Below are 25764 nucleotides of genomic sequence, written 5' to 3'. Positions count from 1 at the left end.
AAGATCGGACATGAAGGAAAGGATCCCCGTGTCGCCTGGTGAGTTGGTCCGAGCGCTGCGCCGGCGCTGGTACGTCCTGGTCGTGGCGGTGCTGCTCGCGGCCGCCGGAGCGGCGGCGGTGCTGCGGCCCCAGCCGGTCCACCTCAGCTCCGCGATCGTGGTGCTCAAGCCGCCGGTGACCAGCCGGCAGCCCAACCAGCTCGCGAACCTCCAGCCGCCGCTCGCCGCCGTCTCCTACGCGGTGGTGCAGCAGCTGGACTCGCCCGCGGGAGCGGCCGAACTCACAGCGGGCGGAGTCGCCGGCACCTACCGGATGACACCGCGCAACAGCGGCACCAGCGTCACCCCGCGCCACCTGATCCCCTCGCTGCAGATCCAGGTCGAGCACTCCGACCCCGACGTGGCCGACGCCTCCGTACGGAAGATCATCGAGATCTACACCCGGCACCTGACCGACCTCCAGACGCAGCAGGGCATCCCGGACGCGGCGCGGATGAGCGTGGACCTGCTGGTGCAGCCGCACGCCGTCGCACGGACCGGCGACCGGATGCGGGCCCTGGCCGGAGTGGCCCTGGTGGCCGCGGTCGTCGGCGTGGCCGCGACCCTGTGGACCGACCGGCTCCTGACAGGCCGGAACCGGCGCCGGCGCGAGAGCGCCGACGCCGGTCCGCAGGACCCGCCGGTGGAACCGGTGGAGACGGGACATCAGATCCCTCGGCGCTTCCAGGACCGCCACCACAGCCACTCGCGCCCCCGGTCGGCGACGGCCGACAGCACCAGCGGCTGAAGGTAGGGCATCACGCGCGGACCGATCCGCCGGCGCCTGAGCAGCGCCCGGTACTCGGCCAGCGACGTGTAGCCGTCGGGCAGGCACTCGGCCGCGAACCGCACGAGCTCGTCGACCGGCACCACGGCGGTCCGCCCCCGGTCGTAGGCCCGGTAGGCGCGCCGCAGCGCGTACCGGGCGAGCCGGGTGCGCGCCGCGACCGCCAGCCGGTCGGACCCCGGGAGCAGATCGCCGCACTTGTCGAGCACCGAGTCGAAGGCGACCAGGCGCTGGCGCAGGTCGTCGAGCTGCCCGCCGAAGTCCGTGGTGGACATGTTGTCGCCGTGGACGCGGTAGAAGGCCTGGTCGGCTCCCTGGACGTAGCCCACGTCGGCGTGCGCCGCGAGCCGCATCCACATCTCGATGTCACCGGCGTGCGGCAGCTCCGGATCGTACCCGCCGACCTTGCGCTGGAGACTGGTACGGACCACCACCTCGGGCGAGGTGATGCAGCCGGTGCCCTCCCGGAACCGCCGGTCCAGCCACCACCGCCCGGGGTAGACCACCGACCCGGTGGACCGGGTGCGGGCCGCGGGCAGCGGACCGCCGTGCCGGAAGCGCAGCGGCCTGCCGTAGGCGAAGCCGGCCTCCGGATGGGCGTCGAGCAGGGCGGCGGCGCGCACCAGGGCCCCCGGGACCAGCCGGTCGTCGGCCGAGAGCAGCGCGACGTAGTCGCCGTCGGCCCACTCCAGCAGACCCTCGTTGTAGGTCGCGATGTGCCCCCGGTTGCGCTCGTGGACCCGTACCTCGATCCGGGGGTCGGCCGCCGCCAGCGCGCGCGCCACGTCCGCGGAGTCGTCGGGCGAGGCGTCGTCGATGATCAGCACCCGCACGTCGACGCCCTCCTGCTCGTCCAGGACGCTCTTGACGCAGTCGGCCAGGAAGTGGCCGTACTTGTAGCAGGGGATCACCACGCTGACCGTGCTCACTGGCCGGACACCTCCGTGGAACCGTCCGTGGACTGCAGGGAGTTCGGCGGGGTCGTGGTGAAGACGGGACCGACCCAGTAGTTCACCGAACCGTAGGTGTTCGACGGGAAGACGGTGGCGGAGCCGTACTTGTAGAGCCCGTTGGCGCTCCCCGGCGCGTCGGCCGGGGCCACCAGCGGGTAGGAGCGGTGGGCGCCGAAGAAGTAGCCCCCGTCGACGGAGTAGTTGCCGTTCGGTGCGTGGTAGGAGGCCACGTACGTGGTGCCCGCCGTGATCGGCACGGGCGTCGCGAACTGCAGCTGCTGCCAGCCGGACAGGGTCTCGCTGCCGAAGGTCCCGGTGGCCAGCAGGGTGCCGGAGGCGGACCACAGGCTGCCCGTGTGGGTGCCGGTGTTACCGGGGCCCTTGTAGAAGGTGACACCGGTGATGTAGCCGTTCACCGCCGACTGGAAGCGGGTGCCCAGCTCCACCGAGTTGGCGTCGTCGCCCACGTTGGCGGTGCTCGGCGTCGCCGTGCCGTTCCACAGGGTGCACGGGCAGTTCACCGCCGGAGGGCTCGCGCTGGTCGTGAAGTTCCACGCGACCGGCGCGGTCATGGCGTTGCCCCACAGGTCGGAGACCTGGACGGACGCCGTGTACGTGGTGTTCAGGGCCAGCTCGGAGGACGGGGTGAAGGTGGCGCTGTTCGACGCGCCGAGGACCTTGGTGCCCGGGACGGTGGCGCCGCCCGCGTCCTTCACGGTGAAGGTGAGCGTCTCCGCGTCGACGGCGGTGCTGAAGGTGGCCGTCACCGCCGCCGTGATCTGGGTGCCGGTCGCGGCCGACTGCGGGGAGGTACCGGTGACGGTGGGCGGGGTCGTGCTGGCGCCGGAGGTGTCCAGCACCGCGTCCACCCAGTAGTTGCTGCCGGTCGAGGCCTTGTTCGGGAACCCGCCCGTGCCGCTGTAGCGGTAGACGCCGTTGCCGCCGTCGGTTCCGTTCTTCAGGGCCGTGAGCGGGGCCAGGCCCGCGTCGGCGGTGGCGAAGGTGTTGTCGAAGGAGTAGCCGCCGTTCGGGGCGAAGTAGGAGGCGACGTAGGTGGTGTTCGGCTTGATCGGCACCGGGCTGGAGAAGTTCAGCTGCTGCCAGCCGGACGCCGTCTCGTTGGTGAAGGTGCCCGTGGCCAGGCGCTGGCCGGTGCTGCTCCACAGGCTGCCGGTGTGGGTACCGGTGTTGGCGGGGGACTTGTAGAACCGGACGCCGGTGATCGAGCCGGCCACCGAGGAACGGATCTTCACGCCGAGTTCGACGGCGCTGCCGTCACCGGCGTTGACGGTGCCGGGCACGGCCGCGGCGGGCCACACGGTGCAGGGGCACTGCTGCGGCCCGACGGTCAGCGGGACCGTGGTGGTCGCGCCGATGTTGACGCTGTCGTCGACCGCGCGCACCTTGATCTGCACGGGACCCGGGGTGGTCGGCGTCCACGTGTAGCTCCAGCTCGCCAGGCCGGTGGTCGCCTTCCAGGTGGTGCCGCCGTCGGTGGACACCTCGACGCGGGCCACCACGCCGCCGCCGGTGTCGGTCGCCGTACCGGTGACGGTCACCGGCCGCAGGGCCGGCACGGTGGCGTTCGCCGCCGGGCTGGTCACGCTGATGCCGGGGCCCACCGCGTCCGTGGAGGCGGTCGAGGCGACCAGGTCGCTCTGCAGGGACTTGGGCTGGACGCCCATGTCGGCGAACACGTTCACCGTGGCCTGCTGCATCCGCTTGTCGGCGGTGACCACGGTGTCGTCCGGGTTGGAGGTGGGCATGTTGGTCAGGCCCCAGGACCACTGCACCGTGCCCGCGCCGAACACCAGCGCGTGCGAGGTCTGGTCGCGGAACGCCACCAGGCTGTGCTTCGCGGTGCCGTTGCCGTAGGTGTTGCCGTAGTCCTTCAGCAGCTTGCCGTCCTCGATGTCGACCGTCGTGGACGACATCTGGATCTGCCCGGCCGGACGGCTGGCGTTCTCCACGTCGCTGTCCCACTCGTAGCCGAGCGTGCCCTGCGGGAACGTGGCGGTCTGCGAGGGGGTGAGGTTCGCGACGGAGGTGTTGCGCCACAGCCGCTGCTTGGCGAAGGTGCCCGGCACGGTGATCGCGTCGCTGCGGTAGCCGTTGACGCTGAACATCGAGCCGGTCAGCTGGTTCTGCGGCTGGAAGGGCCGGCCGTTCGTGGCGCCGGCCGGGTCCATGAAGGTCCCCGTCCAGATCCCGCTCGGGTCGGGGATGCCGTTGGGCTGGGGGAAGGACAGCTTGGTCTCCTTGTACGAGACCAGCGTCCGGTTGGCGGTGTTCGCGCCGTCGATGCTCGGGGCGAGCCGGGTCTTCCAGAAGATCTCGTTGCCCGCGAAGTACGTCTGGTGCTGCCCGGCCCGGCGCGCGTTGAGGGCGTTGGTGAACTGGTCCTGGGTCCAGTACTCGTCGTGCCCGGAGGACATGAAGACCTTGTGGTTCGGCATCAGGGTCGCGCCGCGCACCGACATGTCGATCCCCGACATGTAGCTCACGTCGTAGCCGTTGCGCTCCAGCCACGCCACCATCTGGAACTCGGAACCGTAGATCCCGTTGTCCCCGCCGATGTCCATGGGCCGGTTGTAACTGACCTCGTACGCCCGCCCGTCGGGCGCGGGCCCACCACCGTCGTAGAGGTCCTGGCCGCCGTAGTTGTTGTACGCCTGCCAGGTCTGGTCGCTGGTCTGCACGACGATGTCGGAGTGGCTGGAGTCCTTGCGGACGACGAACGGGTACGGCATCACGCCGTTGCCGTCCGCCTGGTCGAAGTTGGCGACGTAGAGGCCGGAGACGGCGTCGGCCGGCACGGACCACGTCGCGGTGACGGGCCAGTTGCCGCAGTCGACCAGGCCGGTGGAGGCCTTGGTGGTGCAGGCGGCCGGGTTCCCGCCGGGCGCGAAGTTCGCCGGGTACGTCTGGGCGGCCTGCGCCGCGGTCGACATCAGCCGGGCCCCGGTGCCGCCGTAGTGGCCGAGGCGGTACACCGACACCTTGTACGGCGTCGGCGACTGGATCTTGAACTGCAGGGTGTCGCCGGCCTGGACGCTCGTCTGGGCCGGGAATCCCTTGATGTCGCCGTACGCGCTCGGCGCGAACCACTCCTCCATCGGGGTGCCCGGCTTGGAGTTCTCGCAGACGATCGCGTTCGTCGTGGGACCGCAGGGATCGGCCGCCGCGGCCACGGAGGCCGGAGGCAGGGCCGTGGCCATCAGGGCCGCCACCACGGTGAAGAGACCGTAACGGAGCAACTTTGTCCGTTTGTTCATCTGGACCTCATTGTGTACGTCGGCACGTGGTCAGCGCAGGGCGCCGGAGAGCGTGTCCACGACCCGCTCCTGCTGGGCGGCGGTGATCTGCGGGAAGAGGGGCAGGGAGAGCATCACGTCCGCTGCCCGCTCGGCGTGCGGGAAGGCCCCGCGCCCGTGACCGAGGTGGGCGAAGGCCGGAGTGAGGTGGACCGGGGCCGGATAGTGCACGCCCGCGCCGATCCCCTCCGCGTTGAGCTTGCCGACCACGGTGTCGCGGTCGGCTCCGCTGACCCGTACGACGTACAGGTGCCAGACGTGGACGTTGCCGGCCCCGGTGACCGGCAGGATGACCCGGCCGGCGGCGGCTAGCTCGCCCAGCAGTCCGTCGTAGCGGGCGGCGGCGGCCCGGCGGGCCGCGTTCCCCTCCGCCAGCCGGGCCAGCTTCGCCCGCAGGACCACGGCCTGCAGACCGTCCAGCCGGCTGTTGAAACCGGCCACGTCGTGACGGTACTTGGCGACACCGCCGTGGTTGGCGAGCGCCCGGACCAGGTCGGCGCTCTCCTGGTCGTCGGTCACCACCGCGCCCGCGTCCCCGTACGCCCCGAGGTTCTTGCCCGGGTAGAAGCTGGTCGCGGCGATGCCCCCGCTGCCGGGGGAGCGGCCGTCCCGGGTCGCGCCCTGGCTCTGCGCCGCGTCCTCGACGACCTTCACGTGCGACGGAAGCCGGCCCGCCAGCTCCGCGGCGTCCGCGCACTGCCCGTACAGGTGGACGGGCACCACCGCGCGGGTGGCAGGACCGACCGCGTCCAGCGCGGCCTGCGGATCCATCAGGAGGGTGTCGGGCAGGCAGTCGACCAGCACCGGCCGGGCACCGATCCGGGCGACGGCGCCCGCGGTGGCGATGAAGGTGTTGGCGGGCAGCACCACCTCGTCGCCCACGCCGACCCCGCTCGCGCGCAGCGCCAGTTCGAGGGCGTCGGTGCCGTTGGCGACCCCCACGCAGTGCCGGACCCCGGCGAAGTCGGCGTACTCGCTCTCGAAGGCGCGGACCTCGGCGCCCCCGATGAAGGCCGTGTCGGCGAGCACCCGGTCGAAACCGGCCCTTAATTCCTCGGCGACCTCGGCGTGCGCGGCCTTCAGGTCGACGAGCGGTATCTGGTTCATACGACGGGACTCTCCATCCGTGTCTGAGGCCGCGGGCCGTCCGGGCCGGTGCCCTCTTGCGTGCCGTGCGCCGCCGCCTGGGCGGGCACCGGCGCGTCCTGCGCGGGTCCGCCGGCGGCGGACCCACCGGGTACCCCCGCCGCGCGGGCCAGTTCGGCGAGGGCCGTGGCCCCCGCCGGCCGCAGCGGGCGGGCCGGGCTGCCGGCCCACACCTCCCCGGCGGGAACGTCCGCGAGGACCGTGCTGCCCATGCCGGTCAGCGACCAGGCGCCGATCGTGGCGTACTCCCGGACCAGCGCCCCGGCCCCCACGTACGCGCCGCGCCCCACCCGCACCCCGCCGCCCAGGCGGACGCCCGAGGCGAGCGTGGCGAAGTCCTCGACCGTGTCGTCGTGCGTGAGGACCACCTGCGGCATGACCGCCACGTGGGACCCGACCCGGACGGCGGCCGTCAGCACGCAGTGCGCGAGCAGCACCGAACCCGCGCCGAGCACCGAGGACGCCGACACCGCCGCCGTCGGGTGCACCACCGTCGCGTACCGGTCCACCGGCAGCCCCAGGCGCCGCACCAGGCGGGCCCGTACGGCGTAGTCGCGCGGACTGCCCACGCAGACCACCACCCGGGCGGCCGGCAGCTCGTGGACCAGCTCGCAGCCGCCCAGCACCGGGACCCCGTCGACCTCCCGGCCGTGCAGCGCCGGATCGTCGTCGAGGTGCCCGGCCGGCCGCCACCGGGCAGGACGGCCGCGCGCCACGTCGGCCGCGGCCACGTCCCGTACGGCCTGCGCGGTCTCCCGCGCGAACCCGCCCGCGCCGACGATCAGCAGGTCCTCGGTCACCGGAGCGCTCATCCGCCCGCCCGTTCCCGCAGCACGGCCACCACCCGGTCCTGCTGGGCCTCGGTCATGGTGTGGAACAGCGGGAGGATCAGCGAGTCGCGGCTGATCCGCTCGGTCACCGGCAGCGCGTCCGCGCCGTGGCCCTCGTACGCCGGCTCCAGGTGCGAGGCCATGATCCCGCGCCGGGCCGAGATCCCGGCCTCGGAGAGCACCGCGAGCAGCTCGTCCCGCCCGACGGGGAAGTCCTCGGCCAGCAGCACCCAGTACGACTGGAAGTTGCCCTGCCCGTGGGCGGGATCGCGGACCGGGCGCACGCCCGGGACCTCCCGCAGCAGCTGCGCGTACCGGGCGGCGAGCGCGCGCCGCCGGGCGACGATCTCGTCCAGCCTGCCGAGCTGCACCAGGCCGACCGCGGCCTGGATGTCGGTCATCCGGTAGTTGTAGCCGACCTCCAGGTAGCTCTCGGCGATCGGCTTGCTGCTCGCGTGACGCTGCGCGGCGGACACGTTCATGCCGTGCTCGCGCAGCCGGCGCAGCCGCTGCGCCCACTGCGCGTCGTCCGTCGTCACCATGCCGCCCTCGCCGGTGGTGATCACCTTGCGGGGGTGGAAGGACCAGGCGGCGAGGAGCGCCCCGTGGCCGACGGACTTCCCGCCGACCGTCGCGCCGATGCCGCACGCGGCGTCCTCCACCAGCGCGACGTCCCACCCGGCGCACGCCGCGCGCAGCGCGTGCACGTCCGCGGGCACCCCGCCCTGGTGGACGGCGAGCACCGCCTTCGTCCGGGGGGTGCGGACCGCGTCCACGGTGGCCGGGGTCAGATTGCCGGTGGCCTCCTCGACGTCGGCGAACACCGGCCGCGCGCCGACGTAGCGCACGGCGTTGGCGGTGGCGATGAACGACAGGGACGGGACGATCACCTCGTCCCCCGGACCGAGGTCCAGCGCGACGAGGGCCAGGTGCAGGGCGGTGGTGCACGAACTGACGGCGATGCCGTGCTCGGCCCCCACCCGCTCCGCGAAGGCCCGTTCGAACTCGGCGACCCGGGGGCCCTGGGCGACCCAGCCGGAGAGCACCGCGTCGGCCGCGGCCTTCGCCTCCTCCTCGCCCAGCCAGGGCACCATCACGGGGATCCGGGCCGGTGCGGCGGCCGGGTCGGGGGCGGTCATCGGCCCGCCTCCGCGGCCGCGTCGGCGGCGCGCTCGGCGCGCCACCAGTCCACCAGGTCCCGCAGGCCGGTGCGCAGGTCGATCCCGGCGGTGAAGCCGAGGCCCTCCGAGGCCCGCGCGGTGTCCGCGAGGCGGCGGGTCACTCCGTTCACGGCGCGGGCCGGGCCGTGCTCGGGCACCAGGCCGTCCGCGCCCATGGCCTCCAGCAGGCCGTTCGCCAGCTCCAGCAGGCTCGTCTCGGTCCCGCTCGCGACGTTGAACACCTCGTCGGTCAGGTCCGATTCGGCGGCCAGCAGGTTGGCGCGGGCGATGTCGCGCACGTCGACGAAGTCCATGGTCTGCAGGCCGTCGCCGAGGATCAGCGGCGGCTCGCCCGAGGCTATGCGCTCCATCCAGCGGATGAGCACCTCGGTGTAGAGCCCGTGGATGTCCATGCGCGGCCCGTACACGTTGAAGTAGCGCAGGGCGACGTAGTCGAGCCCGTACATCGAGTGGAAGCTGCGCAGCATCCCCTCGTTGAAGGCCTTCGCCGCACCGTAGAACGTGTCGTTGTTGTACGGGTGGTGGCGCTCGGTCGTCGGGAACTGCTCGGCCAGCCCGTAGACCGAGGCCGAGGACGAGGCGATCACCTTGCCCACTCCGGCGGCGGCCGCCGCCTCCAGCACGTTGAACGTGCCGTCCACCATCACCTCGTTCGCCAGCCGCGGCTCCTCCGCGCACTGGGTGATCCGGATGGCGGCCAGGTGGAAGACCAGGTCGGCGCCCTCCGTCACCTTGCGCACCGCCGCCACGTCGCGGATGTCGCCCTCGACGACCTCGACGACGCCGCTCGGCAGGGCGCGGGCCAGGTTGGCGGTCCGCCCCCGCACGAAGTTGTCGAGCACCACGATCTCGCGTGCCCCGTTGTCCACCAGCTGGTCCACCACGTGCGAGCCGATGGTGCCCGCTCCGCCGGTGACCAGAATCTTCTTGCCTCGTACGCTGCTGCTCAACGCCCTGCTCCCACTGGATCGGTCGTGGTCCTGCGTGTGACGGAATGCGAAAGGTCCGGATGAGGACCGGGATCGGACCGCGAGCGGTCAGCGCCCGGTGCGCAGTCCGACGACCGCACCCCGGAACTCCAGGCTCCTGGAGGCCGCTTCGAGGATGTCCAGCACCTTCAGGCCCGCCCGGCCGTCGGTCAGCGGCGGCCGCCCCGTCCTGATGGCGTCGGCGAACTCCTCGACCATGCTGCGCAGCGCTTCCTTCTCGCCGATCGCGGGCGCCACCATGTCACCCGACCGGTAGGAGACGAGCATGTCGCGGCGCTCGTCGGCGCCGATCTCCTGCGGGGCGCTCAGCTCCACGCCCCGGTCGAACACCGAGACGCGCTGGGTGGGGTTGAGGTCGTCCCAGACCAGGGTGCGCTTGGAGCCGCCGACCATGGTGGTGCGGACCTTCGTCGGGGAGAGCCAGTTGACGTGCACGTGCGCGATGGCGCCGGTGTTCAGCTGGAGGGTCAGGTAGGCCACGCAGGACTGGCCGGCCCCGATCGGGTCGGCGCCGGTCGCGGCCACGGCCACCGGCTGCACGTGGTCGGGGAGGATGAAGTCGAGGACCGACAGGTCGTGGGGGGCGAGGTCCCACAGGACGTCGACGTCCTTCTGGACGAGCCCCAGGTTGATGCGTACCGAGTCGACGAAGTGGATCTCGCCCAGTTCGCCGGAGCGGACCATCTCCCGGATCCGGCGCACCGCCGGGGTGTAGCAGTAGGTGTGGTCGCACATCAGGGTGAGACCGCGCTTCTCGGCCTCCGCGACCAGCCGCATCCCGTCCTCGTACGTGGCGGCGAGCGGCTTCTCCACGAGGACGTGCTTGCCGGCGCGCAGGGCGGCCAGTGCGACGTCCAGGTGCGTCCCGGCCGGGGTGGCCACGGCGACCGCCTGCACGGACGGGTCGGCGAGGACCGCCGCGTAGTCGGAGGTCGGCTGCACCGTCGAGTAACGGCCGAGCACCTGCCGGGCCCGGTCGAGGTCCAGGTCGCAGAGGTACCGCAGCCGGTACTGCGGACTGGACTGGAAGTTGCGGACGAGATTGGGGCCCCAGTAGCCCGCTCCGACCACCGCGATGCCTAAGGGCGCCGCGGACCCCCGGCCGGAGATTGCGGCGCTCTGCCCGACGGTCCGTTCGGCGCTCTGCGCGCCGTCCTTGGAGGTGTCCTTCACAGCGTTCCCTTCCTTCCGCGCACGCCGACTGGCGTGTCGACAACCCATGGCCGGGACGCGTGTGGTGGAGGAGAACGCCGTCGCCGAGGGGCACGCCGGACGCCTGCGCGTCCCGTGCGTGACCTGCTCGACGGTGATGGCCCCCCACAACCGATGTTCTGCGTGAATCGCGTATGCCGCCCCCCGGCCCGACCGCCTGTTCCCCACAAGCAGCCGAACCCGTACCACCCTTGCCGGTTCCGGATCGTGCCGGCCGCGCCGAAGCGCGCCGAATCCGGTCGGCGCCGCTCAATCTAGTCCACCGGGCGTACCCCCGGGCAGAGTTGGCGGAATCGCCGGGAGCTGGTGTTCGAGCGTGCATACTGCCCGGGTGACCAGCATCGTGATACCGGCGCACAACGAGGGCCGGGTCATCGGCCGGCTCCTCGACGCGCTCCTGGCCGACCCCTCGGCGTCCGGGCCCGACATCGTCGTGGTGTGCAACGGCTGTACCGACGACACCGCCCGGGTGGCGGGCGCGCGCGGCGACCGCGTACGCGTCGTGGAGATCCCGACCCCCTCCAAACACACGGCACTCCGGGTCGGCGACGAGCACGCACGCGGCTTCCCCCGGCTGTACGTGGACGCCGACGTCGTGGTCGGGGCCGCGGACGTACGGGCCCTCGCGGGCGCGCTCGCCGGGGACCCGGGCCTGCTCGCCGCCGCCCCCGGCCGGGACATCCCGCTGGCCGGCTGCGCCTGGCCGGTTCGGGCCTACTACCGGGTGTGGCAGCTGCTCCCGGCCGTCCGCGAGGGCCTGTTCGGCCGGGGCGTCATCGCCGTGACCGAGGAGGGGCACGAGCGGATCGCCGCCCTGCCCCCGCTGATGGCCGACGACCTGGCCGCGTCCCTCGCCTTCGGCCCCGGGGAGCGGCGCGTGGTCGAGGCGGCCCGGGTCGTCGTGCGCCCGCCGCGCACCTGGTCCGACCTGATCCGGCGCAAGGTCCGCGCCGCGACGTCCTCCGCCGAGTTCGAACGCTTCCAGGCCACGCGGGAGACGCAGGGCGCAGCCGCGCCGTCGGCCCGCACGCGCACGGGGGACCTGCGCGCCCTGCTGCGCGCCCGGCCGGCGCTGCTGCCCGGGGTCGTGGTGTTCGCGGCGGCCGCCCTCGCCGCCCGCCGGGGTTCCCGCAGGGCCATCCGCGACCGGGACTTCTCCACCTGGCTGCGGGACGAGAGCAGCCGGCAGTGACGAAGCGTTGCGTCCGCACGAAGCGGCGCATCCGCACGAAGCGGCGCGTACTGCCGAATCCCGTCGTACGCACCACAGTTGGCCCGTACAAGCACTAGGGTGCCACTCGCACGTTCGAGTGACTCAGACCGTCTGCACCGGGAGCTCCAGAGCATGTACCTCGCGGACCGCTCCGCGCCCGCGGGCGCGAAGACCGCGCCGGGCCGGGGGTCCGGCAGGGGGCCGGCGGTCGCCCCGACCGTCCTCGCCCTGGGCACGGTCAGCCTGATCACCGACATCTCCTCCGAGATGGTCACCGCCGTCCTGCCCCTCTACCTGATCGCCGGGCTGGGCCTGAGCCCGCTCGGGTTCGGCGCGCTCGACGGCGTCTACAACGGCGTCAGCGCCCTGGTGCAGCTCACCGGCGGCCACCTCGCCGACCGGGTCCGCAACCACAAGCTGGTCGCCGGCATCGGCTACGGCCTGTCCGCCCTGTGCAAACCCCTGCTGCTGCTCGTCCACAGCCTCGGCCCGATCAGCGTGATCCTCGCGCTGGAACGCACCGGCAAGGGCCTGCGCACCGCCCCGCGCGACGCGCTGATCTCCCTCTCCACACCGGACGAGTTACAGGGCCGGGCCTTCGGCGTGCACCGGGCCATGGACACCACCGGGGCGCTGCTCGGCCCGCTCGCCGCCTTCCTCATCCTCGGCGTGGCCGTCGACGGCTACGACGCCGTCTTCGGTGTCAGCGCCTGCGTCGCAGCCCTCGGCGTCGTCGTGCTGGTGCTGTTCGTCCCCTCCGGCGCGGGCGACACCCCGCCCCGCCCCCGGCCGGCCGCCGCGCCCGCCGCGCCACCCGCTCCCGCGCGCCCGGACCCGGTACGGCTGCGCGACGCCGTGGCCCTGCTGCGCCTGCCGCGGCTGCGGGCCCTGGCGATCTGCGCGGTCCTGCTCGGCCTCACCACCGTCAGCGACGCCTTCGTCTACCTGCTGCTCCAGCGCCGGACGGGCATCGACGACCAGTGGTTCCCGCTGCTGCCGCTGGGCACCGCCGCCGTGTTCCTGCTGCTGGCCGTCCCGGCCGGAGCCCTCGCCGACCGGATCGGGCGCCGCACCGTCTTCCTGACCGGCCACGCCCTCCTCCTCGCCGCCTACGGGCTGCTGCTGTGGGCCCCCGACTGGCCGGCGCTGCCCTACCTGGTCCTCGCCCTGCACGGCATGTTCTACGCCGCCACCGACGGGGTGCTGCCCGCCGCCGTCGCCGCCACCGTGCCCGAGTCGCTGCGCGCCTCCGGCCTGGCCCTGGTCGGCACCGGCCAGGCGCTGGCCCGCTTCGGCTGCTCGCTGGCCTTCGGCGGGGCGTGGACCCTCTGGGGCACCGGCCCGGCCCTCGCCGCCGCCGCGGCCGGCCTGCTCTGCTGCGCGGCCGTCGCCGGCCACGTGCTGCGGCCGGCCCCGCCCGCGCCCGGCGCACCTCCCGCCCCCGCACCGCCCGACCCGGCCCGACGCCCGTGAGGAACCCGATGACCCGCTCCCGCCGCCTGCTCGTCCTCGCGGTGGCGGTGCTGCTGCTCGGGGGCGTCGGCGCCACCCTGGTGCAGCGCGCCGCCTCCCGCGCCGACCGGCCCCGTACGGGTGGACCGGAGGCGACCGCGGGGTCCGTCACGCTGACGGCCGGACGGGACACGCTGGCCTTCCTGGGCAGCGGGCAGGGCCCGCACCGCGGGGCCCTCGCCTCCGTCCCGGCCGACGCGCCCGACGGCCCGCGCACCGTGTCCGACCTGACCTGCCAGCGCTTCTACGCCGCCGCGGGAACGGGCGTCTGCCTGCGCTCCAGCCCGGGCGCGCTCGCCCAGGACAACAAGGCGGTCATCGTCGACGCCGCATTGCGCCCGGTGCGCAGCTTCCCTCTGGCGGGCACGCCCAGCCGGGCCCGCGTCTCGCCCAGCGGCCGCTTCGCCGCCTGGACGGTGTTCGTCTCGGGCGAGTCCTACGGCGCCGCGTTCTTCTCCACGCGCACGGCGATCCTGGACACCAGGACCTGGAAGCTCGACGCCAGCCTGGAGGAGTTCGCGATCACCATGGACGGGCGCGACTACCGCGCCCAGGACGTGAACTTCTGGGGCGTGACCTTCGCCAAGGACGACGACACCTTCTACGCCACCCTCTCCACGGCCGGCGAGACGCACCTGGTGAAGGGGTCGGTCTCGCGACGCTCCGTCACCACCCTCGCCAAGAACGTCGAATGCCCGTCCCTGTCGCCGGACGAGACGCGCATCGCGTACAAGAAGCGGGTGCGGGCGGGCGCCTCGCTGTGGCGCGAACACGTCATGGATCTGCGGACGTTGAGCGACCATCCGCTCGCGGAGAAGCGCAGCGTCGACGACCAGGCCGCCTGGCTCGACGACGGCACGCTGGCCTACGCCCTGCCCGCCGACGGCGCCGCCGACCGTACGGACCTGTGGACCGTGCCCGCCGACGGCTCCGGCCGTCCCGAACCGCTGACCTCCGGGGCCTCCTCCCCGGCCCGTCTGGGCTGACGGGCCGGGGAGGGGCACCGGGGGAGGGGCATCAGCCCTGGTCCACGAAGCTCCGTACCCGTTCGACGAGCGCGGCGCTGTCCCGGATCCAGGCGTAGTGCCGGCTGCCCTTGGCGCCCTCGCCGAGCGCGAGCTCCCAGTACGTCACGCGGGCGCTCGTGAGCTTGTCGGCGAGCCCGCGCACGCCGCCGGGCGGTGCCATCGCGTCGCCCTTGACGGCGACCGCCAGCACCGGCAGGTCCAGCTTCGCCAGAGCCGGCTCGAAGTCCACCCCGGAGGACGGCACCTGGTAGCGGCCCGTCCTGACCTGGGTGGCCATGTCCCTGAGGACCTGCGCGGAGTCGTTGCCCAGGACCCCGATGCGGCGGCCGGGGAAGTACCCGTACACCGCGGCGAACGCCGCCGCGAACTGGAAGGCGGCGAGCATCCCCAGGCTCTGCGGGAAGGGCCAGCCGCGGTAGTGGCAGGAGGGGGCACCGACCAGGACCGCGCCCGAGGCCATGTGCGGCTCCTGGCTGAGGTAGAGGGCGCCGAGCTGCCCCCCGAGGCTGTGCCCCAGGAGGTGGCGCGGGGCCGCCGGGAAGGCCGCCTCCACCGCGCGGAAGAGCGCCGGGTAGTCGTAGGCCACCATCTCGTGATAGCCGTAGCGCACCCCCCGCCCCACGCGCACGGAACTCGTGCCCTGCCCGCGCAGTTCGCCCACGGCCACCTGGAAGCCGGCCCCGGCGAGGGCGTCCGCCAGCGGGGCGTAGGCGGCGGCCCTGGTGCCCATGGCGGGCATGCACACCAGGACCGGTGCCGACGGATCGCCGGGCCTGCGGTGCAGCCGGACGTCTGCCGTGGCGCCGTCCTCGGCGCGCACGGTCTCGGTGGTCACTTCGACGGACGGAATCAGAGACCTCCCTCGCTCGTGGCCATCCTGCGCATTTCGCGGAACACGTTCAACAGCTGGATCTCGCTGGAACCCTCGAAGATGGTCAGGGCGCGAGCGTCCCGCCAGCGCTTCTCGACACCGTGGTCGGCGGCGATGCCGCGCCACCCGTACAGCTGGAGGATCTCGTTCGAGGCGCGGACGGCGAGTTCGGTGGCGTAGTACTTCGCCATGGAGCTCTCCTTGCCGAAGGGCAGTCCCTGGTCGGCCAGGGCCGTCGCCTCGTCCAGCAGCTTGCGGGCGGCGCACAGTTCGACGTACAGCCGGCCCAGCGTCAGCTGGACGTGGCTGAGGGTGTCCATGCGGTCGTCGGGGTAGACGCGGCGCTCACCGACCCAGGTGAGCGCGTCCTTCAGCATGGCGGCGACGATGCCCGTGCCGCAGGCGGCGCCGCCGATGCGGATGGTCGCGAGGAGTTCGTTCAGCAGCATCTCCCCGTCGCCGGCCCGTCCGATCAGGCTGATCGGTTCCAGGGCGACGTCCCGGAAGGTGACCGAGGGCGTGGGCAGACAGCGGAACGCCGCCTTGTCGATGTCCTCGCTCACGGTCACGCCCGGAGCGTCGCGCGGTACGGCGAAGAAGGACAGGCCGCGTTTGCGGTTGTCCATCACCGTGTTGGCCAGGACGATGAACACGTCGGCGACGGTGCCGTTCCCGGACATGCACTTGCCGCCGTTGAGCAGCCAGCCCGAATCCGTCCGCACGGCGCGGGTGGTGGCCGCCAGCAGGTTGGAGCCGTTCTCGGGCTCGGTGAGCCCGAGGGCCGCGTAGCCGTTGTCCTTCAGGAGCCGGGTGACGAACAGCTCCTTCTGCTCCGGGGTGCCGGCGGCGACCACCGGGTGCAGCGCGCCCCGGTTGAACACCAGCGTCCACGTCATCCCCGGGCAGACCGCGGACAGCTCGCCGATCACCTGGCCGAACTCCGTGTAGGACAGCCCGGCGCCGCCCAGCTCCTGCGGGAAGGCCGCGTTGAGGATGCCCTCGGCGGCGGCCCTCTCGTGGATCGCGACGGGGAAGGCCCGCTCCTCGTCGTAGCGGCGTACGTGCGGGGCCATCACCTCATCGGCAAACGTGCGGAATTTCTGCTTCCACTCTGATCGACTGCGAGATTCTTCCACGACCATCCTAAGAAACGGTGATGACGAACTTGCCGATGTTGGCCCGGTTGCGCAGCTGCGTGATCGCCTGCGGGGCGTCCTCGAAGGCGAAGACCCCGCCCACCGAGGGACGGAGCACGCCCGCGTCGATCAGCTCGACGAGGCGGTCCATCAGCGGCCGCAGCCGGGACGGATCACGGGCCAGCGCACCGACGTTGACGGTGCAGAAGGAGCGGCTGCTCATGAACAGGTCGCGTCCGTCCACGGCCAGGTCGAGCACACCCGCCGCACCGATCTCGATGAAGCGGCCGCCCGCCCGCAGCAGCTCCAGGCCGCGGCCCACCGCGTCGCCGGAGAGCGAGTCCACTACGAGGTCGAGCCCCTGGTCGGGGGAGAGCTCCCGTACCGCGTCGGCGAAGTCCGCCTCCGCGTAGTTGATCGGGTACTGCACCCCCAGGGCCCGCAGGTGGTCCAGCTTGGCCCCCGTGCTCGCCGTACCGAACACCGTGGCGCCGTGGTGCAGCGCCAGCTGCACGCAGGCCGTACCGGTCGCGCCGGCCGCGGCCTGGACGAGCACCCGGTCACCCGGGTGGACGCGCGCCTCCCGCTCCAGGCACGCGATGGCCGTGAGACCGCTGATCAGCACGGAGACCGCGTCGACGGCACTCACACCCTCGGGCAGCGGAGCCACCGTGTACGCGGCCGTCGTCACGCGGGCCGCGTAACCGCCGTCCGGGGTCAGCGCGATGACCGCGTCACCGGGCCGCACGTGCTCGACGCCCTCGCCCACCGCGTGGACGACGCCGGCCACCTCGTGCCCGGGGACGAACGGGGGCGCCGACAGGAACGGATGGAAACCGGTGGTCGCCAGGACGTCGATGAAGTTGACGCCGACGGCCTGCACGTCGACGACCACCTCGCCCGGTCCGGCCTTGCGCACCGGAACGTCCCGCAGCCGCATGTCGAGCCCGGACGGGCCCGCGACGATCGTGTAACCGGGGACGGTGCTGTGCAGCTCCGCCTCGTCCAGCGTGATCTCCTGCGCGCTCTGCGCGGGCAGCTCGGGCAGTGCGTCCGCCCCCTCGGGCTCCGCCGGCCCCAGCAGCCCCTCCAGGTGGAGCCCCACGGCGTCCACCGTCCGGTGGTTGAACATGAACGTCGCCGGCAGCTCCAGCCCGAAGTGGGCGCCGATCCGGCGGGTGAGGGAAACGGCCAGCAGCGAATCGACCCCCAGGCGGTCGAAGCGCGCCGAGGTGTCGATCTCGGCGGGGGACCGGCGCAGCGCCCGGGCCAGCTCCGCCCGGACGAAGTCCGCCGCCGAGCCGTCCGCGCCCTCCGGACGCACCGCGCGCCCCCGGGCCGCCGCCGCGGCCTGCCCGTGCCCGCGGTTGAACCGGGCCACCAGACCGTCGGCGACCTCGTCGCCCACGTCCAGGACCGCCAGCTGCAGGTGGGAGCTGCCCAGGGTCCGCAGGAACGCCGCGGCGCCCGCCTCCGGCGACATCGGGTGCAGCCCCGACTCCAGCAGCTGGGCCTGGTACTTGGGGTCGGCGACCATCCCCAGCTCGGCCCAGGGGCCCCAGTTGACCGTCCGCACGGGCGTGCGCCGGCTGCGCACCGTACCGGTCAGCGCGTCGAGCGTGGCGTTGCCCGCCGCGTACGCCCCCTGGCCGGGCGTCACGAACAGGCTGGCCATGGACGAGAACAGCACGATGAAGTCCAGGTCCTCCGACGCCACCGCGTCGATGAGGATCCGGGCCCCCTGCTCCTTCGGCCCGATGATCGTGTTCATGCGCTCGGCCGACGTCGACTCGACGAGCGCGTCGTCGAGGATCCCCGCGGTGTGGATCACACCGTGCAGGGCCCCGAAGCGGCGCAGCGTCTCGTCCAGGGCGCGCCGCACCGCGGCCGCGTCGGTCACGTCCGCCTGGAGGTACAGCAGCCGCCCGCCGGCCGCGTCGACCGCCTCCTCCAGGTGCGGGTCGACCTCGGCGCGGCGCCCGGTGAGCACCACCCGCGCGCCCGCCTCGCGGGCCAGCGCGACCGCGAGCGTGGAACCGAGGCCGCCCTGCCCGCCAGTGATCCAGTAGACGCCGCCGGGCCGGAGGTCGGCCTCGCCGGAGGCCGGCTCGACCGGGGTCAGCGACGGGACGGTGCGCTCCCCGTGCCGGTAGCGGACGCAGAACGCGGCGGGCGCCGTCGCGAGCTCCGCGGCGATGTCCCGGGCGAGTTCCCGCGTGGCCAGCTCCTCCGGCTCGACCCGGACGGCCCGCCCCGACCAGCTCACGGTCTCCTGTTCCAGGGCGCGCAGCAGCGGGGGCAGCGCGACGTCGCCGGTCACCAGCGCCAGCTCGCGGCGCGCGGCGGACCCGGTGCGCGCGGCGGTCCGCAGGAACGACAGGAACGCCTCGCGCTCCGGCTCCACGACGACGAGGCGCGCCCGCTGCGGCAGCGACTCCAGGAACGCCGCCGCGTCCTCTTCCCCGGGCAGCGGGGCGACCGAGCACTCGGCGCCGCCCCGGCCCAGCTCCTCCACCAGCGCCGCACACCGGCCGGCGTCCGCGGTGAGGAGGACGACGGGGGTGGCGGCTGCGGTCGGGTCCGTCCCGGCGGGCCGCGGCTGCGGCCTCGCGTCCACGGCGAAGAAGCGCATGGCGTGCCCGGTGCGCATCCGCTTGAGCGACACGCCCGTGAACCGTACGAGGACCCGCCCGTCGGGATCGAGGACGTCCACGTCGCAGTCGAAGGTGTCGGCGTCCGCCTGGAGTTCCCCGTGCAGCCGCACGTGGGCGAAGGCCGGACCCGACCAGGGCGCGAAGACGTCGACCCGTCCGTAGCCGAACCCCACGAACGTCCCGTCGGCGCCGCCGTCGACGGACAGTCCGGCGATGGACTGCATGGCACCGTCCGCGACGTCCGCCGGCAGCGGCCGGTCCGCGGTCCGCCGGGACGGGGGAGCGAGCTGCGTCAGCAGCTCCTTCTCGCCCAGCCACATCCCGGTCACCATCCGCATGCTCTCCCCGTACGAGAGCCCCGACTCCGCCAGGTGCTCGTACAGGGCGTCGGGCTCGACGCGCCGCGGGCACCGCAGGCGGATCGCGGACAGGTCCGCCGCGTCCGGGGCCGGCGGGGTCTCGGACCACGTGGCGGAGACGTGCTCCTCCCACGCCGAGCCCCGCTCGCCGGCCGCCCGGCTCTCCACGGACAGGTAGGGCTCGTCGCCCGCGCGCACCCGCCGCGAGACCCGCACGTGCCGGGCCTCCCCCTCGGCGACCGCAAGGGAGTTCGTCACCAGTACGTCGCTCAGGCCGTACCCGCCGACCCGGTCCGGATTGAGTTCCTTCAGCGCCGCGTCGAGCATCCACGCGGCGGGCGCGATCGCCCGTTCCCGCACCCGGTGGTCCCGGATGACCGGCAGCGCCCCGGTGACCAGCGTGCCCTCCGCGCGCGGGCCCCCGGGCTCGACCCAGTGCTCCTGGCGCTGCCAGGGGTAGGAGGGCAGCCGCGTGCCCGCCCGGGGCCGGCCGCCGAAGAAGGCGGCCCAGTCGATCTCGCACCCGGCCTCGAACAGCGCGGCGACCGCCTCGTAGGGCGCCCGGCCGTCCGAGCGCCGCATCGCCGGGACGGCGGCCACGGCGCGGTCGTCGTCCTCCAGGCACTCGGTCACCGACACCGACAGCAGCGGGTGCGGGCTCATCTCCAGGAACACCCGGTGACCGGCCGCCCCGGCCGAGCGGACCGCGTCGGCGAACAGCACCGGCTCGCGCAGGTTGCGCCACCAGTAGTCCGCGTCCAGCGCTTGCGCGTCGAGGTGCTCCCCGGCCAGGGAGGAGTAGAAGGCGGCGGTCGCGGGGCGCGGCGACAGCCCGGACAGCTCGGCGCGGAGGTCCTCGCGCAGGTCCTCCAGCAGCGCGCAGTGCGAGGCCACGTCCACCTTGACCCGCCGGCAGAAGACGCCCTCGGCGTCCATGGCGGCCACGAACGCTTCGACGGCCGCGGTCTCCCCGGACACCACCGTCGTGCTCGGCCCGTTGTGCGCGGCGAGCGAGAGCCGGTCCCCGTAGGGCTCCAGCGCCTTGCGCACGTCCGACACGGGGAGCGAGACCAGCGCCATGGCGCCCCGGCCCCGGTGACGCATCATCAGGGCGCTGCGCCGGCAGATGATCCGCGCCGCGTCCTCCAGCCGCAGCGCGCCCGCGACGTGGGCCGCCGCCACCTCGCCCATGCTGTGCCCGACGACACCGGCGGGCCGCACGCCCCAGGACCGGAAGAGCGCCGCCAGCGCGACCTGCATCGCGAAGAGCGCCGGCTGGACGACGTCGATGCGCTCCAGCAGCGGGGCGGCGTCCTCCTCGGTCAGGACCTCGCGCAGCGACCAGTCGACGTACGGGGCGAAGGCCTGCTCGCAGCGCGAGACGGCCAGATCGAAGGCGGGCTCCGAATCCAGCAGGGCCCGGCCCATCCCGAGCCACTGCGCGCCCTGTCCGGGGAACACGAAGACGACGCCCGCCTCGTCCGCCCCGCCCCGGGCGGCCGTGAACGGCTCCCGCAGCCGGCCGAGGAGCTCCTCCTTGTCCGCGAAGGCGAAGGCGGCACGGAACTCGCGCCCCCGCGGCCCGCCGCGTCCCCGCAGCAGCGTCGCCGCGGCCGTGTCCCGGCCCAGCTCCCGCTCGTCCACCCCGGCGGCCCACGCCGCGTGACCGGCGGCCTGCGCGCGCAGGGCCGCCTCGGTGGCGGCCGACAGGGCCAGGAGCCGTACGGGGTGCGCGTCGCCCGCGGGCGCCTGCGCCCCGGCGTCCGATTCGGCGGCGGGGGCGGGGCCGAGCACCGCGTGCGCGTTCGTGCCGCCGAAACCGAAGGAGCTCACTCCGGCCAGACCGAGCTCCCCGGGGGACTCCCAGCGGCGCAGCGACGTCTGCACGCGCAGCCCGAGCCCGTCGAAGTCGATGTCCGGGTTCGGCTCCGCGCAGTGCAGGGACGGCGGGAGGGCACCGTGCTCGAAGGAGAGGGCCAGCTTGATCAGGCCGGCGATGCCCGCGGCCGCTTCCAGGTGCCCGACGTTCGTCTTCACCGAGCCGATCGCGCACGGCCGGTCCTCGGCGCGGCCCTGGTTCAGTACGGTGCCCAGCGCGGCGGCCTCGATCTGGTCGCCGATCGCGGTGCCCGTCCCGTGGGCCTCGACGTAGCCGACCTCCGACGGCCGGGCGCCCGCGCCGGCGAGCGCGAGGCGCACCACGTCCTCCTGCGCCCTGCGGCTGGGCGCCAGCAGGCCGTTGGTCCGCCCGTCCGAGGTCACCGCGGAGCCGCGGATCACCGCCGAGACGCGGTCCCCGTCGCGCAGTGCCTCGCTCAGCGGCTTGAGGACGACCGCACCGGCGCCCTCGCTGCGCACGTAGCCGTCGGCCCGCGCCGAGAAGGCCTTGCAGCGGCCGTCGGGTGCCATGACGCCCGAGTTGTCGAACGCCTCGGTGATCGCCGGGGTGAGGATCACGTTCACGCCGCCGACGACGGCGAGGCCGCACTCGCCGCGGCGGATCGCGTCGCACGCGAGGTGGACGGCGACGAGGGACGAGGAGCAGGCCGTGTCGACGGACAGGCTCGGGCCGCGCAGGTCGAGCACGTAGGAGAGCCGGTTGGCGGCGACGCTGGACGCCCCGCCGAGCAGCGAATAGGCGTCCGCCGAGGGCGAGTTCGCCAGGACGTCGCGGTAGTCCGAGCTGGAGATGCCCACGAAGACGCCGGTGGCCGAACCGGCCAGGCCGTACGGGTCGATCCCCGCGTCCTCGACGGCCTCCCAGGCGACCTCCAGCATGAGCCGCTGCTGCGGGTCGATCTTGGCGGCCTCGTGCTCGCTGATGCCGAAGAAGTCGAGGTCCAGTCCGCCGACGCCGCCGAGGAACCCTCCGACGCCTGCGCGGTCGGTGCCGCCGTCGCCGCGGCCCCAGCGGGCGAACCTGTCGTCGGGCACCCGGCCGACGGCGTCCACGCCCTGTTCGAGCAGTTCCCAGAAGGCCTCGGGGCCGTCGGCCCCGGGGAACCGGCACCCCATGCCGATGATCGCGATCGGCTCGTCGTGCGCCGTGCCGGCGGTGGCGGTGCGGCGAGGTGCGGTGAGGCCGCCCCGGGCGGGCCGCCCGCCCTGGAGGTGGTCCAGGATCTCCCTCAGCGTGGGAAATTCGTACGCGACCGTCGGCGAGACCTTCCGGCCCAGCAGGGCGCCGAGTTCACCGGCCAGCGCCACCGCGTCGATCGAGGACAGGCCGTAGGCGGCCAGTGGCTCGTGGGCCGATATCTCGTCTCCCGAACTCATGCGGGCCAGCTCGGCGATGCGCCGGCGCAGCCAGGTTTCCAGCTCGGTGTCCTTCATGTGCTCCCCCTGTGTCGTGCTGTTCCGCTGTTCTGTGGTGGTGCGGTTCAGTGCTGCGCGTTCCACGGCGCCCGGCCGGCCAGGTACTCCTTGCGGGTCTCGCGGCGCTGGAGCTTTCCGCTCGACGTCTTGGGCAGGGTCCCGGCGGGCAGCAGGACGACCTCGCGCACGGTCAGCCGGTGCTCCTGGGCCACCGCGCGCAGCACGGCGTTCACGACGCCCTCCTGGGCCTCGCGGTCCGACCCGTCACCGGCCTCGCGGCGCAGCTCGGCGGCGACCACCACCTGCTCCACGCCGTCCGTGGTCACACCGAAGGCGGCGACGCAGCCGGGGCGGACCGCGGGGTGCGCGCTCTCGGCGGTGCGCTCGATGTCGTGGGGGTAGTGGTTGCGCCCGCCCACGATGATGACGTCCTTGATGCGCCCGCAGACGAACAGACCGTCCTGCGTCTGGAAGCCCAGGTCGCCCGTGCGCATGTACGGGCCCTGGTCGTCGCCGTCGGCGAGCGTGGCCTCGAAGGCCTCGCGGCTGAGGTCGGGACGCTGCCAGTAGCCGACCGCGACGCTGTCGCCCGCGACCCAGATCTCCCCGACCTGCCCCGGCCGGCACCGGGTACGCGCCTGCGGGTCGACGACGACCACGTCCAGGGACCGGCTGACGCCGCAGCTGACCAGGACGCGGGCGTCCGGGCTGTCGTCGGGCACGGCCACCGCGGCCCCGCGTTCGAGTTCGTTCTCGTCGAAGGACCGGAACACCCAGGGCCGTTCGATCGGAGCCCCGCTCACCAGCAGTGTGCTCTCCGCGAGCCCGTATACCGGAACGATGGTTTCCGGGCGGAATCCGGTGGAGGCGAATGCCTCGGAGAACCGCTGCATCGACTCGGCGCGAATGGGCTCGGCGCCATTCGTCGCGACCAGCCAGGACGAAAGGTCCAGGGTCGCGCGGTCCTCGTCGGTCACTTTTCGGGTGCACAGGTCGAACGCGAAGTTGGGGGCCGCGGAAAGCGTTCCCCGGTACGTCGAAATCGCGCGCAGCCAGCGCACCGGACTCTGCAGGAACGCCACGGTCGGCATGGAAACGGAATGGATTCCCATCGCCGCCGGAACGATGATCATCGAGATCAGACCCATGTCGTGATAGGGCGGCAGCCACCCCACGACGACCGTGGACCCGTCCATTCCGAGGGACGTGCGGATGAGGTCGGTGTTGTGGGTGAGGTTGCCGTGGGTGACCATCACCCCCTTCGGGCGGCCGGTCGAGCCGGAGGTGTACTGCAGGAAGGCGACCGACTTCGGTTCCGGGGACGGCGCGGACCAGCCCGCTCCGGTCCCTTCCTCGATCGTGTCGACCGCCAGCCAGGCCGTTTCCTGGACCTCGGGGATCGTGCGCGCCGTCGTCTCGATGGCCGCCCGGATCCCGGCGGTGGTCAGCACGGCCGCGGGCTGCGCGTCCTCGGCGATTCCGGCCAGCCGCAGCAGCCCGCGGGCGCGCTGCGCGGGGTGGGGGAGGTACGCGGGCACGGCGACGACGCCCGCGTACAGACAACCGAAGAACGCGACGACGAAGTCCTGGCCGGGCTGGAACAGCAGGAGCGCACGGGAGCCGGGCTCCACGTGCGCGGCCTGCAGGCTCGCGGCGACGGCCCGCGCCTTGGCGTCGAGCGCCGCGAAGGTGAGCGAGGGCTCGGCCTCCTCGCCGTCGGGGAGGAAGGTGAACAGGGGGTGGTCCGGTATGCGCGCGGCATGCGCGCGCAGGGCGTCGACCACCGTCTCGTGGTGGATCTGGTCCAGGGCAGCGTCAAGCATTCTCAGCCTCATTCAATGCCGGATCGGATGTTCGCACCGGGTGCGGGCCGGCAGGCGGACGGCGAACGTGACGCGCGGCGCCGGGAGGGCTGCCGCGCGGGGTTCCCCCTCTTCGGGGTGCCGGAGCTCCGGGGCTCACGGGGCCGGTGTTCTCCGCGGTACCACGGATTCGGGGACGAGGATGCGCGGCGCTCTCCGGGGCGATCGACCCGAGGTCACGCAACCGGCGTCCATCGCATCCTGATCCGCGAACATCGGCCTTGATTCATTCCCTGCAACGTGGGATTGGCGGAGTGGAGCACGAAAACAGCCAAAGCTGGAATAGGAGTACTGGTCAGTACTGGTCCAAACCTTAGGTTGACCCTTGCTGTGAGGTCAACTCGCTTTGAATGGCCGGAAGTTGGCTGCAATTCCGATGGGCCCGAGCGGTTTCGGCCATCCTCGGCCGGGGCGGGAGCGGCCGAGGGGCGGGGTGGGGGTATCCCGAGCGGGGGTGACGGAGGCGGGCGCCGGATGATCGTGTTTGAAACTTACTGAGCGAAAATGATCGTTTGGCGCGGAGTCATCTGGCCAATCTGGCGCAATATCTTCTCGGCGGTACCGTGCGGGGTATGGGCCGTTCGGCCCGGCCGCGACACCTTCGGGCACAAGCGGCCGAACCGGGTGGTTCGGGGTGCCCGGAGCGGGCAGGCGTGGAACATGACCTTTGAGCACCCCGCGGAGAAGGGCGACGACAACGGGCTCGGGCGGTTCGAGAAGCTCGCGGAACTGGCGTCCAACCTCACCAGCTCCGCTGCCTTCTCCGTGTTCTGCGTCCTGCTGGTAGCTGCCTTCCTGGTCGTCCACTTCCTCCACCTGGACACGAGCTGGCAGCACCTGGTCGGCGACGCGATGGGCGCGGTCGCCCTGCTCCTGCTGGCCCTGCTGAAGAACTCCGAACGCCGGGCGGAACACGCCATCCAGGTCAAACTGGACGCCATCGCCGCGGCGCTGCTGGAACAGCAGGAGGGCGAATGGGGGCAGGCCCACAAGGACCTGCAGAAGGCGATCGGCCTGGAACACCACGAGTAGCCTCCCGCCGGGGTGGCCGGCTCCGGCCGGTGTTCTGGGGCGCTGCCCCAGACCCCGCGCCTCGATCGCCGGCGGGGCTGGGTGGTGCGGGGTGGCTCCCGCTGGGGGTGGCGACTCCGGTCGGCCGGTGGTGCTGGGGCTCTGCCCCAGACCCCGCGCCTCAACCGCCGGCGGGGCTCGGTGGTGCGGGGTGGCTCCCGCCGGGGGTGCCGACTCCGGTCGGCCGGTGGTGCTGGGGCGCTGCCCCAGGCCCCGCGCCTCAATCGCCGGCGGGGCTGGGTGGTGTGGGGCGGTGCCCCGCCGGAGTGTCTCCTCGGCTCGCGCGGTGCTG

16 protein-coding genes are annotated in these 25764 nt (G+C 73.3%); 5 read left to right on the top strand and 11 right to left on the bottom strand.

Going from position 1 to position 25764, the window contains the following annotated elements; genetic code table 11:
- The first annotated feature begins 10 nt into the window (after positions 1-10).
- The gene (locus tag IG86_RS0121255; RefSeq protein ID WP_199814456.1) at positions 11-787 is read left to right on the top strand and encodes a hypothetical protein; all 777 of its coding nucleotides are present in this window, start codon (positions 11-13) and stop codon (positions 785-787) included.
- Here the strand turns inward: IG86_RS0121255 and IG86_RS0121250 are convergent.
- The 7 genes from IG86_RS0121250 to IG86_RS0121220 form a co-directional block, all read right to left on the bottom strand.
- Positions 706-1755 (bottom strand): glycosyltransferase, encoded by a 1050-nt coding sequence (locus tag IG86_RS0121250; protein WP_030898732.1) that lies wholly within the window; start codon positions 1753-1755, stop codon positions 706-708. The two genes, IG86_RS0121255 and IG86_RS0121250, sit on opposite strands and share 82 nt — an antisense overlap.
- A complete protein-coding gene (locus IG86_RS0121245; protein ID WP_051785310.1) occupies positions 1752-5054 on the bottom strand; it encodes a DUF4082 domain-containing protein in 3303 nt (1100 codons plus the stop codon). Before IG86_RS0121245 ends, IG86_RS0121250 begins: the two co-directional genes overlap by 4 nt.
- A 30-nt stretch (positions 5055-5084) precedes the next feature.
- Positions 5085-6200: a DegT/DnrJ/EryC1/StrS family aminotransferase gene (locus tag IG86_RS0121240; RefSeq protein ID WP_030898727.1), complete on the bottom strand. Its 1116-nt coding sequence runs from the start codon at positions 6198-6200 to the stop codon at positions 5085-5087.
- Positions 6197-7051: a NeuD/PglB/VioB family sugar acetyltransferase gene (locus IG86_RS0121235; RefSeq protein WP_078905983.1), complete on the bottom strand. Its 855-nt coding sequence runs from the start codon at positions 7049-7051 to the stop codon at positions 6197-6199. Before IG86_RS0121235 ends, IG86_RS0121240 begins: the two co-directional genes overlap by 4 nt.
- Positions 7048-8208 carry a DegT/DnrJ/EryC1/StrS family aminotransferase gene (locus IG86_RS0121230; protein WP_030898722.1) on the bottom strand — a complete coding sequence of 387 codons (1161 nt, stop codon included), beginning with the start codon at positions 8206-8208 and terminating at the stop codon, positions 7048-7050. Before IG86_RS0121230 ends, IG86_RS0121235 begins: the two co-directional genes overlap by 4 nt.
- The gene (locus tag IG86_RS0121225) at positions 8205-9200 is read right to left on the bottom strand and encodes an NAD-dependent epimerase/dehydratase family protein (RefSeq protein WP_030832674.1); all 996 of its coding nucleotides are present in this window, start codon (positions 9198-9200) and stop codon (positions 8205-8207) included. Before IG86_RS0121225 ends, IG86_RS0121230 begins: the two co-directional genes overlap by 4 nt.
- Positions 9201-9287: 87 nt before the next feature.
- Complete coding sequence (locus IG86_RS0121220; protein ID WP_234349059.1) at positions 9288-10412, bottom strand: Gfo/Idh/MocA family protein; 1125 nt, start codon at positions 10410-10412, stop codon at positions 9288-9290.
- A 370-nt stretch (positions 10413-10782) separates the two neighbouring features.
- On the opposite strand from IG86_RS0121220, the gene IG86_RS0121215 reads away from it, so the two are divergent.
- The 3 genes from IG86_RS0121215 (at position 10783) to IG86_RS0121205 (ending at position 14162) form a co-directional block, all read left to right on the top strand.
- Positions 10783-11643 carry a glycosyltransferase family 2 protein gene (locus IG86_RS0121215; RefSeq protein WP_037849771.1) on the top strand — a complete coding sequence of 287 codons (861 nt, stop codon included), beginning with the start codon at positions 10783-10785 and terminating at the stop codon, positions 11641-11643.
- 153 nt (positions 11644-11796) lie between these two features.
- Entirely contained in the window at positions 11797-13137 is a 1341-nt protein-coding gene (locus IG86_RS0121210; protein WP_030832665.1) for an MFS transporter, read from the top strand.
- A gap of 8 nt (positions 13138-13145) precedes the next feature.
- Positions 13146-14162, top strand: a complete 1017-nt coding sequence (locus tag IG86_RS0121205; protein ID WP_030832662.1) for a TolB family protein — start codon at positions 13146-13148, stop codon at positions 14160-14162.
- Between the two features lie 31 nt (positions 14163-14193).
- Here the strand turns inward: IG86_RS0121205 and IG86_RS0121200 are convergent, their stop codons facing one another.
- The 4 genes from IG86_RS0121200 to IG86_RS0121185 are packed head-to-tail and all read right to left on the bottom strand — an operon-like array spanning position 14194 to position 24362.
- Entirely contained in the window at positions 14194-15039 is an 846-nt protein-coding gene (locus IG86_RS0121200) for an alpha/beta hydrolase family protein (protein ID WP_051785309.1), read from the bottom strand.
- Positions 15040-15053: 14 nt separating this feature from the next.
- The gene (locus IG86_RS0121195; protein WP_078848227.1) at positions 15054-16217 is read right to left on the bottom strand and encodes an acyl-CoA dehydrogenase family protein; all 1164 of its coding nucleotides are present in this window, start codon (positions 16215-16217) and stop codon (positions 15054-15056) included.
- A gap of 1 nt (position 16218) precedes the next feature.
- Positions 16219-22557 carry a type I polyketide synthase gene (locus IG86_RS0121190; RefSeq protein ID WP_157854857.1) on the bottom strand — a complete coding sequence of 2113 codons (6339 nt, stop codon included), beginning with the start codon at positions 22555-22557 and terminating at the stop codon, positions 16219-16221.
- Positions 22558-22604: 47 nt separating this feature from the next.
- Positions 22605-24362 carry a fatty acyl-AMP ligase gene (locus IG86_RS0121185; protein WP_030832649.1) on the bottom strand — a complete coding sequence of 586 codons (1758 nt, stop codon included), beginning with the start codon at positions 24360-24362 and terminating at the stop codon, positions 22605-22607.
- A gap of 699 nt (positions 24363-25061) precedes the next feature.
- On the opposite strand from IG86_RS0121185, the gene IG86_RS0121180 reads away from it, so the two are divergent.
- Positions 25062-25433, top strand: a complete 372-nt coding sequence (locus tag IG86_RS0121180) for a low affinity iron permease family protein (RefSeq protein WP_030832646.1) — start codon at positions 25062-25064, stop codon at positions 25431-25433.
- Positions 25434-25764: the final 331 nt, after the last annotated feature.

Origin of the sequence: Streptomyces virginiae (assembly GCF_000720455.1) — a bacterium.
Taxonomy (GTDB): Bacteria; Actinomycetota; Actinomycetes; order Streptomycetales; family Streptomycetaceae; genus Streptomyces; species Streptomyces virginiae.
Note: the sequence above shows the minus strand (reverse complement) of the source record. Positions and strands in the feature narration are given on the sequence as shown.

Coding starts and splice junctions, on each gene's coding strand:
- IG86_RS0121195 (WP_078848227.1), bottom strand. CDS start 16,217: ATGGTCGTGGAAGAATCTCGCAGTCGATCAGAGTGGAAGCAGAAATTC.
- IG86_RS0121255 (WP_199814456.1), top strand. CDS start 11: ATGAAGGAAAGGATCCCCGTGTCGCCTGGTGAGTTGGTCCGAGCGCTG.
- IG86_RS0121235 (WP_078905983.1), bottom strand. CDS start 7,051: ATGAGCGCTCCGGTGACCGAGGACCTGCTGATCGTCGGCGCGGGCGGG.
- IG86_RS0121205 (WP_030832662.1), top strand. CDS start 13,146: ATGACCCGCTCCCGCCGCCTGCTCGTCCTCGCGGTGGCGGTGCTGCTG.
- IG86_RS0121190 (WP_157854857.1), bottom strand. CDS start 22,557: ATGAAGGACACCGAGCTGGAAACCTGGCTGCGCCGGCGCATCGCCGAG.
- IG86_RS0121245 (WP_051785310.1), bottom strand. CDS start 5,054: ATGAACAAACGGACAAAGTTGCTCCGTTACGGTCTCTTCACCGTGGTG.
- IG86_RS0121240 (WP_030898727.1), bottom strand. CDS start 6,200: ATGAACCAGATACCGCTCGTCGACCTGAAGGCCGCGCACGCCGAGGTC.
- IG86_RS0121185 (WP_030832649.1), bottom strand. CDS start 24,362: ATGCTTGACGCTGCCCTGGACCAGATCCACCACGAGACGGTGGTCGAC.
- IG86_RS0121230 (WP_030898722.1), bottom strand. CDS start 8,208: ATGACCGCCCCCGACCCGGCCGCCGCACCGGCCCGGATCCCCGTGATG.
- IG86_RS0121210 (WP_030832665.1), top strand. CDS start 11,797: ATGTACCTCGCGGACCGCTCCGCGCCCGCGGGCGCGAAGACCGCGCCG.
- IG86_RS0121180 (WP_030832646.1), top strand. CDS start 25,062: ATGACCTTTGAGCACCCCGCGGAGAAGGGCGACGACAACGGGCTCGGG.